The following is a 13493-nucleotide window of genomic DNA, read 5'->3' on the forward strand; positions in this document are numbered from 1 at the left end:
AATCGTGAGCGTGCCCGCCCGGCCCAAGCCGCTGTTCGCCGACATCGACGACGTCTCGCGCCGGTTGGCCGAAACCGGCTACCTGCCGGACACCGCCACCGTCACCGCGGTGTTCCTGGCCGACCGGCTCGGCAAGCCGCTGCTCGTGGAGGGCCCCGCCGGTGTCGGCAAGACCGAGCTGGCCCGGGCCGTCGCGCAGGCCACCGGCTCCGGGCTGGTCCGCCTGCAGTGCTACGAGGGGGTCGACGAGGCCCGAGCGCTGTACGAGTGGAACCACGCCAAGCAGATCTTGCGCATCCAGGCCGGCTCGGGCGACTGGGACGCCACCAAGACCGACGTGTTCAGCGAGGAGTTCCTGCTCCAACGCCCGCTGCTGACCGCCATCCGGCGCACGGAGCCCACGGTGCTGCTGATCGACGAGACCGACAAGGCCGACATCGAGATCGAGGGCCTGCTGCTCGAGGTGCTGTCCGACTTCGCCGTCACCGTGCCCGAATTGGGCACCATCACCGCCGAGCGCACGCCGTTCGTCGTGCTGACCTCCAACGCGACCCGCGAGCTGTCCGAGGCGCTCAAGCGTCGATGCCTGTTCTTGCACATCGACTTTCCCAGCCCCGAGCTCGAGCGCCGCATCCTGTTGTCGCGGGTGCCCGAGCTGCCGCAGCACCTCGCCCAGGAACTCGTCCGCATCATCGGCGTGCTGCGCGGCATGCAGCTCAAGAAGCTGCCGTCCGTCGCCGAGACCATCGACTGGGGCCGCACGCTGCTCGCGCTGGGCCTCGACACCATCGACGACTCCGTGGTCGCCGCGACGCTCGGCGTGGTCCTCAAACACCAATCCGACCAGCAGCGCGCGACCGGCGAGCTGCGGCTGAACTAGGAACGCGCCGATGGCACCTCGCCGCATCCGCCCCGCCCGGCCGCTCGCCCCGCACGGGCTGCCCGGCCACCTGGTGGGCTTCGTGGAAGCGCTTCGCGGGGTGGGGATTTCGGTGGGACCGTCCGAGACCGTGGACGCTGGCTGGGTAATGGCGACCCTGGGCCTCGGCGACCGGGAGGTGTTGCGCGAGGGCATCGCGTGCGCCGTGCTGCGCCGTCCGGAACACCGCGAGACCTACGACGCCATGTTCGACCTCTGGTTCCCCGCGGCGCTGGGCGCGCGCGCCGTGGTCACCGGGGCCGACGCCGAGGAGGCGCCGGATGCCGCGTTGCCGCCCGACGACGTCGAGGCGATGCGCCAGATGCTGCTCGACATGCTCACCCAGCACCCCGACCTCGCGGACTCCGACGACCGCCTTGTCGCGATGATCGCCCGGATCGTGGAGGCCTACGGCAAATACAGCTCGAGCCGCGGGCCCTCGTTTTCGTCGTATCAGGCGCTCAAGGCGATGGCGCTGGACGAGCTGGAGGGCAAACTGCTCGCCGGGCTGCTCGCCCCGTACGGCGACGAACCCACCCCCACCCAAGAGCAGATCGCCAAGTCTCTTGCCGCGCAGCGTATTTCGCAGCTACGCAAGCTTGTCGACGCCGAGACCAAGCGCCGCACGGCCGAGCAGCTCGGCCGCGATCACGTCCAGATGTACGGCATTCCGCAGCTTTCGGAGAACGTCGAATTCCTGCGGGCATCCGGCGAACAGCTACGCCAGATGCGCCGGGTGGTGGCGCCGTTGGCCCGCACCCTGGCGACCCGGCTGGCGGCCCGGCGGCGCCGCACCCGGTCCGGCGTGATCGACCTGCGCAAGACCCTGCGCAAGTCGATGTCCACGGGCGGGGTGCCGATCGACCTGGTGCTGGCCAAGCCCCGCCCGGCGCGGCCGGAACTGGTGGTGTTGTGTGACGTCTCGGGCTCGGTGGCCGGGTTCAGCCACTTCACCCTGCTGCTGGTGCACGCGCTGCGCCAACAGTTCTCCCGCGTGCGGGTGTTCGCCTTCATCGACACCACCGACGAGGTGACGCACATGTTCGGCCCGGAGGCCGACCTGGCCGTCGCGATCCAGCGCATCACCCGCGAGGCCGGCGTCTACAGCCGCGACGGCCACTCGGACTATGGGAACGCCTTCGCGTCGTTCGTGCAGGGCTTCCCGAACGTGCTCTCGCCGCGCAGCTCGCTGCTGGTGCTCGGCGACGGGCGGACCAACTACCGCAACCCGGAGACGGACCTGCTGTCCCACATGGTGACCGCCAGCCGGCACGCGCACTGGCTGAACCCCGAGCCCCGGCACCTGTGGGGCAGCGGCGACTCGGCGGTGCCGCGCTATCAAGAGGTGATCACGATGCACGAGTGCCGCTCCGCCAAACAACTGGCGGCCGTGATCGATCAACTGCTGCCCGTGTGAGCGCCGCCGGCCCGCCCACCGAAACTGCGAAATCAGCCCCGGCCGCGGGCTCAAGTAAGCTGGCGAATCGTGCAAAAGCACCTGCGCAGGCTCGGGGTAATGGGTGGGACGTTCGATCCCATCCATTACGGGCACCTGGTCGCGGGAAGTGAGGTCGCCGACCTGTTCCGCCTCGACGAGGTCGTGTTCGTCCCGAGCGGTCAGCCGTGGCAGAAGAACCGTCGGGTGTCGGCCGCCGAGGATCGGTACCTGATGACGGTGATCGCCACCGCGTCCAACCCGCGGTTCTCGGTGAGCCGGGTCGACATCGACCGCGCCGGGCCCACCTACACCCGGGACACGCTGCGCGACCTGCACGCCCTCAATCCCGATTCGCAGCTCTACTTCATTACCGGCGCCGACGCGCTGGCCTCGATCCTCACGTGGCAGGGCTGGGAGGAGTTGTTCGAGCTGGCCCACTTCGTCGGCGTCAGCCGGCCCGGCTACGAGCTGCGTCGCGAGCACATCACCGGCGTGCTGGGTGAGCTGCCCGACGACGTGCTGACCCTGGTCGAGATCCCGGCCCTGGCGATCTCGTCGACCGATTGCCGGGTGCGCGCCGAGCGGGGCCGGCCGCTGTGGTACCTCATGCCCGACGGCGTCGTCCAGTACGTCTCCAAGCGGAGGCTGTACCACGCCGGCCGGGGCGCCGACGAGTCCGTGGGCGAGACGCTGGCCTCGGGGAACAACTCGTGACCGCCACCGCCGAGGCGCTCGACATGGCGAACGTGGCCGCCCGTGCGGCGGCGGCCAAACTGGCCACCGACGTGATCGTCATCGACGTCTCCGAGCAGCTCACCATCACCGACTGCTTCGTCATCGCATCGGCGTCCAACGAACGGCAGGTCAACGCGATCGTCGACGAGGTCGAAGAGAGGATGCGCAGGGCGGGCTACCGGCCGGCGCGGCGCGAGGGCGCCCGGGAAGGTCGTTGGACCCTGCTGGACTACCGCGACATCGTTGTGCACATTCAGCATCAGGACGACCGCGACTTCTACGCCCTGGATCGGCTGTGGGGCGACTGCCCGGTGGTGCCGGTCGACCTGTCGGACACCGAAGACGCCGGCGACGCCGAAGAGGCTGAGGGCGCCACGGGCTCGACGGGCGCGCAATGACGGTCCGTCGGTTGGTGATGCTGCGGCACGGGCAGACGCATTTCAACTTCGGCAGCCGGATGCAGGGCCAGCTGGACACGGAACTCAGCGATCTGGGGCGGATTCAGGCGGCGGCCGCCGCGGAGGTGCTGGGCAAGCTGCAGCCGCTGCGCATCGTCTCGTCGGACCTGCGGCGCGCCTACGACACCGCCCTGAAGCTCGGGGAGCGGACCGGGCTGAAGGTGTCGGTGGACGACCGGCTGCGCGAGACGCATCTCGGCGACTGGCAGGGCCTGACCCACACCGAGGTCGACGCGCGGGCCCCCGGAGCCCGGCTGGCCTGGCGCGAGGACGCCACGTGGGCGCCGCATGGCGGGGAGAGCCGGGTCGACGTCGCCGCCCGGAGCGGGCCGGTGGTCGCCGAACTGGTGGCCGGCGAGCCGGAATGGGGCGACCCGAATCACGCCGACCGGCCGGTCGTGCTAGTCGCCCACGGCGGCCTGATCGCCGCGTTGTCCGCCGTGCTGCTGCGGCTGCCGATCGCGAACTGGCCGGTGCTGGGCGGCATGGGCAACGCCAGTTGGGTGCAGCTGTCGGGCCACTCGCACGACCCCGGTGACAACGCCGGGGCCGGCAGCGCCGACTTCGAGAGCATCCGGTGGCGTCTCGACGTGTGGAACGCCTCGGCGCAGGTCTCCAATGACATCCTCTGAGGCGCGGCCCACGCTGCTGGTGTTCGCCGATTCGCTGGCCTACTATGGGCCAGCCGGCGGGCTGCCCGCCGACGATCCCCGGATCTGGCCCAATATCGTTGCGAATCAACTGGGTTGGGACGTGGAGCTGATCGGCCGCATCGGCTGGACATGCCGCGACATCTGGTGGGCGGCGACGCAGGACCCGCGGGCGTGGGCGGCGCTGCCCCGGGCGGGCGCGGTGGTCTTTGCCACGGGCGGCATGGATTCGCTGCCCTCGGTGCTGCCGACGGCGTTGCGGGAGCTGATCCGCTATGTGCGGCCGCCGTGGCTGCGGCGGTGGGTGCGCGACGGCTACGGCTGGCTGCAGCCCAGGCTCTCGCCCGTGGCCAGGTCCGCCCTGCCTCCCCGACTGAGCGCCGAATACCTCGAACAGACCAGGGGCGCAATCGATTTCAACCGACCCGGGATCCCAATCGTGGCGTCGCTGCCGTCGGTGCACGTCGCCGAGACTTACGGCAAGGCGCATCACGGCCGCGCGGCCACCGCCGCGGCCATCACCGAATGGGCTCAGCGGCACGACGTTCCGCTGGTGGACCTCAAGGAGGCCGTCGACGAACACGTCATGAGCGGGCGTGGCAACCCCGACGGCATCCACTGGAACTTCGAGGCTCACCGGGCGGTGGCGGAGCTGATGCTCAAGGCGCTGGCCCAAGCGTTGGGCAAGTCTGCGGTCCACCAAGAGAAGCCGCGCGGGTAACGCCATGGCCGTCACGGTGGTGACCGATGCGTCCGCGCGCCTGCCGGCCGACCTGCGCGACGAGTGGGCGATCCGCGTGGTGCCGCTGCACATCCTGCTCGACGGCCGCGATCTGCGCGACGGCGTGGACGACATCCCGGAGGACATCTACAGGCAACAGGCCACCACGGCGGCGGCCACGCCGGCCGAGCTGGCCGGCGTGTACGCCGACGCCCTGGCCGCCAGCGGCGGCGACGGCGTGGTGGCCGTGCACATCTCGTCGGCGTTGTCGGGCACCTACGCCGCCGCCGAACGGACCGCGGCCGACCTCGACCCCAGGGTGCGCGTGATCGACTCGAAGTCGGCCGCGATGTCGACCGGCTTCGTCGCGCTGGCCGCGGCGCGGGCGGCGGCCGCGGGCGGCGACCTGGAGGCGGTCGCGGCGGCCGCGAGGGCGGCGGTGGCCCGCAGCCATGCGTTCGTGGTGGTGCACCGGCTGGAGAACCTGCGCCGCAGCGGGCGCATCGGCGGCGCCAAGGCGTGGCTCGGCACGGCGCTGGCGGTCAAGCCGCTGCTGCGCATCGACGACGGCAAACTCGTTCTGGCGCAACGAGTGCGGACCAAGACGCACGCGACCGAGGCGATGCTCGACCGGGTCTGCGAGGCGGTCGGCGACCAGTCGGCCCAGCTGGCGGTGCACCACGTGGCCAACCCTCGCGGTGCCGAGGAGGTAGCCACGGCGCTGGCCCGCCGGCTACCGGCGTGCCAGCCCGCCCTGGTCACCCCGCTCGGCCCGGTGCTCGCCCTGCATGTCGGAGCCGGCGCCGTCGCGGTGTGCCTGCAGCTACCCTGACGCGGCGCCGGCCACCGGGGCCCGATTAGCCCGATTGGCCCGAAAAGCGTTGTTACCGCGGGGATGGACTACCTGCGGCCACCAGAACCAGCGGCCCAACAGGGTCGCGATCGACGGCATCAGCAACGTGCGCACGATCAGGGTGTCCAGCAGCAGACCGATGCAGACGGTGGAGCCGAACTGGCCCAGCACCTTCAGGTTGCTGCCGAGCATCGCCGCCATCGTGAAGGCGAACACCAGACCCGCGGCCGTCACCACTCCGCCAGTGCCGCCCATCGACCGGATGGTCCCGGTCTTGAGCCCGGCATGGATCTCTTCCCGGAACCGGGAGACCAGCAGCAGGTTGTAGTCCGAGCCGACCGCCAGCAGGATGATCACCGACAGCGCCGCCACGATCCAGTGGATGTTCAAGCCCACCAAATGTTGCCAGATGAGCACGGAGAGGCCGAACGACGCGGCGATCGAGCTGGCCGCCGTGCCCACGATGACCACCGCGGCCACCACGCTGCGGGTCAAGATCACCATGATGATGAAGATCAGCGTGAGGGCGGACAGCACGGCGATCATCAGGTCGTATTTCTCGCCGTCGGCTATGTCCTTGAAGGTCGCGGCCGTCCCGCCGAGATACACCCTGGCGTCGGACAGGGAGGACTGCTTCAGCGCCTCCTGCGCGGCGGTGCGTTCGGCACCCACCCGCGAAATGCCTTCCGGCGTCATCGGGTCGCCCTGATGGGTGATGAAGAAGCGGGCCGACTTCCCGTCTGGCGACAAGAACATCCGAAGACCCGTCTGGAAGTCCGGGTTGTCGAACGCTTCCGGCGGCAGGTAGAAGAAGTCGTCGTTCTTGGAGTCATCGAAGCTCTGCCCCATCACAATCGCGGTGTTGCTCATCGCCTCCATCTGGTCGATCATCGCCTTGAACGTCTGGTAGAGCGTCAGCGTGATGCCCCTGGTGGTCTTCAGGGTGGTGATCAGCGTGGGAAACAGCGCGGCCAGTTCATGCGTGGCGTTGGCCGTGTGCTGGATGTCCTTGCTGAGGCCGTGGAACTGCTCGGCGAGCTGATCGAAGCCGTCGATTGAGTCGAATAGCGACCGCATCCCGATACACAGGGGAATGTCGTAGCAGTGTCTCTCCCAATAGAAATAGGAGCGCACCGGCCTGAAGGTGTCGTCGAAATCGGCGATGTGGTTGCGCAGGCTATCGGTGATCTCCGAGGTCGCGGCCGTGGTCTTGGCGCTGTCGTCGGCGGCCTTCGCGAGATCTAGCGACACCTGGTACTGGCGCTCGGTGGTTTCGATCTGGGTCTGCAGGTCGTCCGCCATTCTGAGGACGTCGGCTATGCGCTCCTTGAGGAAGCCCATGTTCTGCATCGTCATCTGGCTTTGCATGCTGTTCTGGAACGGAATCGAACTGTGCTGAATCGGAATGCCCAGTGGCCTGGTGATGTCCTGGATCATCGCGATGCCGAGCGTGCGCATCTCGTTTTTGGCGACCCGGTCCAGCACGAGCATGTCGGCCGTGTTCCGCATGTCGTGGTCGGATTCGATCATCAGCAGGTCGGGGTTCATTCGTGCCTGCGAGAAGTGCCGGTCGGCGGCCTCCTGCCCCAAGTTCGACGGCGCCGACGCCGGCAGGTAGTAGCGGTCGTTGTAACTCGTCTTGAAGCTCGGCAGCACGATCATACCGACGAGGACGACGGCGGCGCTGACCGCGAAAACCGGTGCGGGCCAACGCACGACCGCGACACCCACGCGCCGCCACAGCCCGGACTTCTTGGCCGCCCGTCTGGGTTCGAAGCGGTGGAACCGGCTGCCCACGACGACGATTGCGGGACCCAGGGTGAGCCCGGCGAGCACGACCACGAGCATGCCGATTGCCACGGGTGCGCCCATGGTGCTGAACCACGGCAGACGCGCGAAGCTCAGGCAGTATGTCGCGCCGGCGATGGTGAGGCCCGAGCCCAAGATGACCGGGGCGACGCCCTTGAACGTCGTGTAGTAGGCGGTTTCGGGGTCTTCACCGGCCTGACGTGCCTCTTGATATCGGCCGACGAGGAAGATCCCATAGTCGGTCGCGGCCGCGATCGCCAGCATGGTGAGGATGTTGGAGGCAAAGGTGGTGAGTCCGAAGACGTTGTTGTAGCCCAGGACCGCGACCACACCCCGTGCACACTCCAGCCCGACCAAGGTCATGAACAGCTGGATCAGTGTGGTCCAGATCGACCGGTACACCAGGAACAGCATGAGCGCGATCGCGCCCAGTGTGAACAGGGTGATCTTTGCCAAGCTGGCGTTGCCGATGATGTGCACGTCGTCGGACAGCGCGGCGGGCCCGGTCACGTAGGCCCGCACGCCCGGCGGCGCCTGGGTGTGCTCGATGACCTTGCGGACCGCGTTGACGGATTCGTTGGCCTGCGTTGTGCCCTGGTTGCCGGCGAGGTTGATCTGGACGTAGGACGCCTTCGCGTCGGCGCTCTGCGCTCCCGCCGCCGTCAACCGGTCACCCCAGAAGTCCTGGATGTGCTGGATGTGTTGGGGATCTTGTCGCAGCTGGCGGATCAGCTCGTCGTAGTACTTGTGGGCGTCCGGGCCGAGCGGCTGCTGGCCTTCCAGCACGATCATGACCGTGCTGTTGGAGTCGAATTCGTGGAAGTTGTGGCCCATGAGCATCATCGCCTTCATGGACGGCGCGTCCAGGGGGGTCATCGGCGCCGAGTGCATCTCGCTGACGACTTCCAGCCTCGGGACGAGGACGTTCACCAGGACCGTGACGACGACCCAGCCGATGATGACCGGCGCCGCGAAGAGGCGGATCATGTGGGGGATGAACGGGCGGGGACCGCGCTCGGCCTTGGCGGCGGCCGGGGTTTGGATCGGACCGGTGGCTTCTCCGTCAGCGCCGTCACCGGCGTTCTGGGTCAGTGGTTGACCGCGGTGGTTGACCTCGCTCATGCGGACTTCACCAGGCAGAAGGTCTGGGCGTTACGGCCTTCCGACTGTTCGTGCGCGCGCTCCACCCCGTCGACGGTGATCTTGCAGCTGATCTCGCGGGCGTCGGCCTGCGCCATGATGTTGGCGCTGACCGACGGCAGCGTGGTCGCGATCGTCGCTGTCCACGGCAGCACCGCACCATCGACCTGATGCGTGTTCGCCTCCGCGTCCCAGTAGTTGATGTTTGCCGTGCTTCCCGGCGGCCCGGATACCTCGTAGACGACGAACTTCGGATTGAACTGGACGATCTCGATCCCGGCGCCGGCGTTGGCGTTGAGGTCCTGAGACCCGAAGACCTTGTGCAGCCGGGAGACGCCCACCGCGGAGATGCTGAGCACCACCAACAGCAGTAGTGGTATCCACGCCCGCTTGAGCCCGCGGGTCACCTTGCCCGAAAGGGAACCCGATTTTGGATTGGCCACCGCCTGACCGCCTTCCATACTGCCGCCCGTGGTCCTGCCGTCCTGCCGCAAAACCCGCCAACACCTTTGGCGACATGCGTTGTCGCCAGCAACTTTGCTCGGCTAAGAACTCTAAACCTTAGTGCACGAATGCGTTCCTCCCGAGCGAGTTGGTGTGTCGTACGTCATACCACAGGGGCGAAGCGGCCGGTCACCGGCGACAGGTCGGCGAGCGTAACGATCCCGGGGCGGGCGGCCACCACGGCCGGCACCGCGTTGGTGACCGGCATCGCGGTGTAGATCATCCCCAGCCCCATGAAGCCGGGCTCCGTCCAGCCCTTCGGGGGCAGGCAGTGCAGGACGGTGCGCATGTTGGGCAGCCCGAACACCTGGATGACGTGGCCGTGCTCGAGCGGCTTCGGGGGGACCACATGGCTGCCCATGGTCCAGTTGAACCCGACGCTGACGACGTTGCGGTCGCCCACCCAGCCGCGGTGGTAGCCGTAGACGCTGCCGACCGTGCCCGCGGGGATCTTCATGAAGCCCAGGTCGGAGTCGGCCGTCGCAGCGGTGAACGTGACGTCGAAGGTCATCCGGTCGAGCTTCGCGCCGATCGCGTCGGCCATCATCGCGGCCGACTCCGCGAACACCTCGCTCTCACGTCGCACGTTCTCCGCCAGCCCGGGGGTGTCGGGGTCCTGGGAGAACCCCATCGCGGTCTGCGTTTCGGCCGACTCATACGTCGAGCAGTCCACCGATTCGGTGATCCGGATCTCGTCGACGCGCTCGCAGGCCCCGCTGAGCACCATGCCGACCAGGTTCGTCATCCCCGGGTGCGCGCCGCTGCCGAAGACCGTCGAATTGCCCTTCGCGCAGGCATCCTCGATGCGATTGCGGTCCTCCGGCGTCTGCTTGCCGCCAGTGATCCACGCCGCGCTGGAGCACACGTTGACGCCCGACTCGAGCAGCCGCACCAGTTCGTCGACGCTGGGCCACAACGGGTTGTAGCAGCAGGCGTCGGCGCCCACGGCGAGCAGCGCATCGATGTCATCGGTGGCCCTGATTCCGGTGGGCTCCGGCCAGCCCGCCAGGTCGGCGGCGTCGACGCCGACCTTTTCCGGCCCGTGCGCGTACACCCCGACCAGCTCCATGTCCGGTCTGCCGATGATCGCGTGCAATGAGCGCCGCCCGATGTTGCCGGTGGTCCACTGGATTACCCGCAGCGGTCGGTCGGTGCTGGTTGCGCTCATCGAAGGCTCCTTTGCCGGTGCGATCTGACTCATTATGAGCAACCCGGCGCGGGCGAGGAGGGCTCCCCGACTTTCGATCAGCGGCTCACGCGTCGAGCCGGGTGAATTGGTCCCGGTGGTACTGCTCGACGCAGGCGGCGCGCCGAATTTTTCCGCTGGTAGTAGTGGGGATCGACCCGGGCGGTACCAGGACGAGGTCCCCGACGTTCAGGCCGTGCGCATTCGCGATCGCCGAGGTGACGTTGCTTTTGACGCGGGTGAGCCAGTGCTTGGCATCCTCGGCACCCTCCCGCGATTCGCCGCGCTTCTTGAGCTCGATGACCGTGACCAGTTCCTCGGTGCTGTTGGTGGGCACCGATATCGCCGCCACCCGGCCACCGGTGATCTCCTGCACCGTCGCCTCGATGTCCTCGGGGTAGTGATTGCGCCCGCGGATGATCAGCAGATCCTTGATGCGGCCGACGATGAACAGCTCACCTTCGAAGAAGAAGCCCAGGTCACCGGTGCGCAGCCACGGGCCGTCGGGCCTGCCCGGCGCGGGCTCGGCGAGCGTCGCGCCGAAGCAGGACTGCTCCTCTTCAGTTTTGCCCCAGTAGCCGCCGGCGACGTTGGGGCCGTGGATCCAGATCTCGCCCACCACCGCCTCCGGGCACTCGCGGCCGGTGTCGCCGTCGGCGATCAGCAGCGTGGGCGACTGCGGCACCTTGTACCTGATGAGCGCCGTCCCGGTGCGGGCCGCGGTTCGGCGAACCCGGCCGGCGGCCAGCTCGTCCGGGTCGAAGCGCACCGCGCTGGAGTGCTCGCTCCACGTGCCGGCCGCCACGAACACGGTGGCCTCCGCCAGGCCGTACGAGGGCCGCACCATGTGGTCCCGGAAACCGAAGTGGTCGAATCGGTCGACGAAGCGTTGCAGGGTGGCCGGCTCGACGCGCTCGGCGCCGCTGATAATGCCCAGCACGCTGGACAGGCTCAGCCCGGCCAGGTCCGCGTCGGTCGTCTTGCGCGCCGCCAGGTCGAAGGCGAAGTTCGGCGCCGCCGAGAATGTGTGGGGGTTCTCGGCCAGGGCGCGCACCCACCGCGCCGGCCTTTCCAGGAACGCGACCGGACTTGTCAGCTCGCCGCGATAGCCGCCCAGGATCGGCGCGCACACCCCCAGGACCAGGCCCATGTCGTGGTAGAAGGGCAGCCACGACACGATCGCGGTGTCGGGGGGAACCTTGACGCCGGAATCCGCGAACAGGCTGCGCATCAACTGCTCGAAATTCACCTGCAGGTTGTGGTGCGAGATCATCACCCCGGTGGGCAGCCGGGTCGACCCCGAGCTGTACTGCAGGTAGGCGGTGTCGGGCAGATCGCCTGTGCGGGCTGGTGTTTCGGAATCGCCGTCGAGGTTCAGCGCGTCGACTTCGATGATCTTCGGGGCCCAGTCCAGGCGGGCCTGGTCGACGTAGTCGGCGATATCGGCCGCCACCGCGGATGTGGTGAGCACGACGGTCGGCGACGTGTCGGCAACGACGGCGCTGACCCGCTCATGGGTCGAGCCGCGGTGCGGCAGGGGGAGCGGGACGGCGATGAGGCCGGCCTGCATGGATCCCAGGAACGCCGTGACGTAGTCGAGGGATTGCGGGGCCAGGATCACGGCCCGGTCCCCTGTCGATCCGTGCCGGCCGAGCTCACGCGCCAGATTCGTTGTGCGGAGCGACAATTGGGACCACGTGAGGCTGTGGGGGACACCCGCCGGAGCGTTGTCGTAATCGGTGAACGTGAACGCCACGTCGGCGGGCCGCAGGCTGGCGCGGCCGTGCAGCATCGACAGGATCGATGATTGGGGCGTCGTTTGCATCGGCGTCACACTATGTCCGCATTGGTCTGGATGTCCGCAATGGTCTGGATGTCCGCATTGGTCTGGATGTCCGTACTGGCCCCCCGATGCACCGCATTGAGGTCAGTGTTCTGCCTCTCCCGCGCCGTGCGAGAGCACGGACATGGCGCCGGCCAGGATCTGCGAGAACGGGTCCGCGCCACCGCCGAACGTCGCCTGGTTGGCCGGCGCGGTCACCTCCGCTGGGTCGAAGCCGTGGACGGGGTCCACCTGGACCGGCGCGGTCGCCGGGTCGTCGTTGCGCGAGTACCCGGCGTTGACCCGGGGCATCAGGATGGCGTCGAGCTTGTTCAGCGTGTCCTCCGGGATCCCGATGTAGGCCAGCGGCATGACCAGCGGGAGGTGCTTCTCCGGGACCATGATCGTGGTGTCCTTCGCGCCCCGTGAGTTGATCGTGGTCCGGATGTTCTGCGGCGGCACCATGCTGGCATTCGTGAACGCCACTGCCGTGTGACCGGTGGCCAGGCCCATCACCGTGTTGGCAAGGGCGAACATGTTGTCCGGCCGGTCGGGGAAGTCCGCGATCGAGTCGTAGGCGGCCACGAACCGGTTGGTGTCGTACTGGCTCTCGTACGGCGGCGGCATCGTGTAGTCGAGCGCGGGCACGACGCTGCCGACCGGGAACATGGCCGAGAGGAAGCTCTGGCCGAAGGCGTGGTGTCCGATCGGGTCGCCGAAGGTGGCGAAGTTCAGCGTGCCCGGCGGGGGAGCGGCCGGGTCATGCGCGAGCCGGGCCTGCTCGCCGTCGACCACGAACCCGCCCTCGGACAGCCCGATGGCTGTGCCCGGCCGGCCGGTCTTGATCGCCGCGTCGAGGTTGTTGATCCCCACATCCACCGACTCGCCGACGCTGGGGCCGTCCAGGCCCAGCCCGGGAAAGAGCTCGTCGAGCCGGCCGATGCCCGGGAAGAGCCGCTCCAGCACGTGGCCCTGAACCTGCCCGGCCGGGTAGCGGACGATTTCCCGCTTCTGGCCGGGGAACCACTGGGCGCCCTCCTGGCGGATGTACTCGTCGTACGGGATACCCAGGACGTGGGCGCCGCCGAGGGCGAACGCGGTCTGGTCACCCGGCGCTCCCGGGGTCGGCGGGCCGCCGATGGGAGTGCCGGGCGTGTCGTCGGCCGACGCGGTACGGAGGCCGAAAAATCCTGTGGCGCCGACGGTTACCAGCGCCGCGACTCCTGCGAGTAGTTTCTTCATCCCTACCCCTGACCCC

The 13493-nt window shown here is 68.5% G+C and carries 12 protein-coding genes; 7 read left to right on the forward strand and 5 right to left on the reverse strand.

Annotation, left to right across the window (positions count from 1 at the left end):
- Positions 1-4: 4 nt before the first annotated feature.
- From SKC42_RS19500 to SKC42_RS19530, 7 genes are all read left to right on the forward strand, one after another.
- Positions 5-880, forward strand: coding sequence for an AAA family ATPase (locus SKC42_RS19500; protein ID WP_330965912.1), 876 nt, complete (start codon positions 5-7; stop codon positions 878-880).
- 10 nt (positions 881-890) lie between these two features.
- Positions 891-2336, forward strand: coding sequence for a vWA domain-containing protein (locus SKC42_RS19505; RefSeq protein WP_330965913.1), 1446 nt, complete (start codon positions 891-893; stop codon positions 2334-2336).
- Positions 2337-2417: 81 nt separating this feature from the next.
- A complete protein-coding gene (nadD, locus tag SKC42_RS19510; RefSeq protein ID WP_330965961.1) occupies positions 2418-3071 on the forward strand; it encodes a nicotinate-nucleotide adenylyltransferase in 654 nt (217 codons plus the stop codon).
- Positions 3068-3490: a ribosome silencing factor gene (gene rsfS, locus SKC42_RS19515; protein WP_330965914.1), complete on the forward strand. Its 423-nt coding sequence runs from the start codon at positions 3068-3070 to the stop codon at positions 3488-3490. The genes nadD and rsfS overlap by 4 nt, the downstream gene beginning before the upstream one ends.
- Positions 3487-4182, forward strand: a complete 696-nt coding sequence (gpgP, locus tag SKC42_RS19520; RefSeq protein WP_330965915.1) for a glucosyl-3-phosphoglycerate phosphatase — start codon at positions 3487-3489, stop codon at positions 4180-4182. The genes rsfS and gpgP overlap by 4 nt, the downstream gene beginning before the upstream one ends.
- The gene (gene octT, locus SKC42_RS19525; protein ID WP_330965916.1) at positions 4169-4921 is read left to right on the forward strand and encodes a diglucosylglycerate octanoyltransferase; all 753 of its coding nucleotides are present in this window, start codon (positions 4169-4171) and stop codon (positions 4919-4921) included. Before gpgP ends, octT begins: the two co-directional genes overlap by 14 nt.
- Positions 4922-4925: 4 nt before the next feature.
- Positions 4926-5753 (forward strand): DegV family protein, encoded by an 828-nt coding sequence (locus SKC42_RS19530; protein WP_330965917.1) that lies wholly within the window; start codon positions 4926-4928, stop codon positions 5751-5753.
- Here the strand turns inward: SKC42_RS19530 and SKC42_RS19535 are convergent.
- From SKC42_RS19535 to pe, 5 genes are all read right to left on the reverse strand, one after another.
- Positions 5745-8705, reverse strand: a complete 2961-nt coding sequence (locus SKC42_RS19535; protein WP_330965918.1) for an MMPL/RND family transporter — start codon at positions 8703-8705, stop codon at positions 5745-5747. The genes SKC42_RS19530 and SKC42_RS19535 overlap by 9 nt on opposite strands.
- A complete protein-coding gene (locus SKC42_RS19540) occupies positions 8702-9184 on the reverse strand; it encodes an MmpS family transport accessory protein (protein ID WP_330965919.1) in 483 nt (160 codons plus the stop codon). The genes SKC42_RS19535 and SKC42_RS19540 overlap by 4 nt, the downstream gene beginning before the upstream one ends.
- A 146-nt stretch (positions 9185-9330) precedes the next feature.
- Entirely contained in the window at positions 9331-10395 is a 1065-nt protein-coding gene (locus tag SKC42_RS19545) for an NAD(P)H-dependent amine dehydrogenase family protein (protein ID WP_330965920.1), read from the reverse strand.
- Between the two features lie 85 nt (positions 10396-10480).
- Positions 10481-12238 carry an AMP-binding protein gene (locus SKC42_RS19550; RefSeq protein ID WP_330965921.1) on the reverse strand — a complete coding sequence of 586 codons (1758 nt, stop codon included), beginning with the start codon at positions 12236-12238 and terminating at the stop codon, positions 10481-10483.
- Positions 12239-12340: 102 nt separating this feature from the next.
- Positions 12341-13477 carry an acyltransferase PE gene (pe, locus tag SKC42_RS19555; RefSeq protein WP_330965922.1) on the reverse strand — a complete coding sequence of 379 codons (1137 nt, stop codon included), beginning with the start codon at positions 13475-13477 and terminating at the stop codon, positions 12341-12343.
- Positions 13478-13493 lie beyond the last annotated feature (16 nt).

The sequence above is a fragment of the Mycobacterium sp. 050134 genome, assembly GCF_036409085.1.
Taxonomy (GTDB): domain Bacteria; phylum Actinomycetota; class Actinomycetes; order Mycobacteriales; family Mycobacteriaceae; genus Mycobacterium.

Bases quoted from the DNA above. Each gene is read 5' to 3' on its own strand.
- SKC42_RS19505 (WP_330965913.1), top strand. From the start codon at position 891: ATGGCACCTCGCCGCATCCGCCCCGCCCGGCCGCTCGCCCCGCACGGG.
- SKC42_RS19535 (WP_330965918.1), bottom strand. From the start codon at position 8,705: ATGAGCGAGGTCAACCACCGCGGTCAACCACTGACCCAGAACGCCGGT.
- gpgP (WP_330965915.1), top strand. From the start codon at position 3,487: ATGACGGTCCGTCGGTTGGTGATGCTGCGGCACGGGCAGACGCATTTC.
- octT (WP_330965916.1), top strand. From the start codon at position 4,169: ATGACATCCTCTGAGGCGCGGCCCACGCTGCTGGTGTTCGCCGATTCG.
- SKC42_RS19530 (WP_330965917.1), top strand. From the start codon at position 4,926: ATGGCCGTCACGGTGGTGACCGATGCGTCCGCGCGCCTGCCGGCCGAC.
- SKC42_RS19550 (WP_330965921.1), bottom strand. From the start codon at position 12,238: ATGCAAACGACGCCCCAATCATCGATCCTGTCGATGCTGCACGGCCGC.
- SKC42_RS19545 (WP_330965920.1), bottom strand. From the start codon at position 10,395: ATGAGCGCAACCAGCACCGACCGACCGCTGCGGGTAATCCAGTGGACC.
- pe (WP_330965922.1), bottom strand. From the start codon at position 13,477: ATGAAGAAACTACTCGCAGGAGTCGCGGCGCTGGTAACCGTCGGCGCC.
- SKC42_RS19540 (WP_330965919.1), bottom strand. From the start codon at position 9,184: ATGGAAGGCGGTCAGGCGGTGGCCAATCCAAAATCGGGTTCCCTTTCG.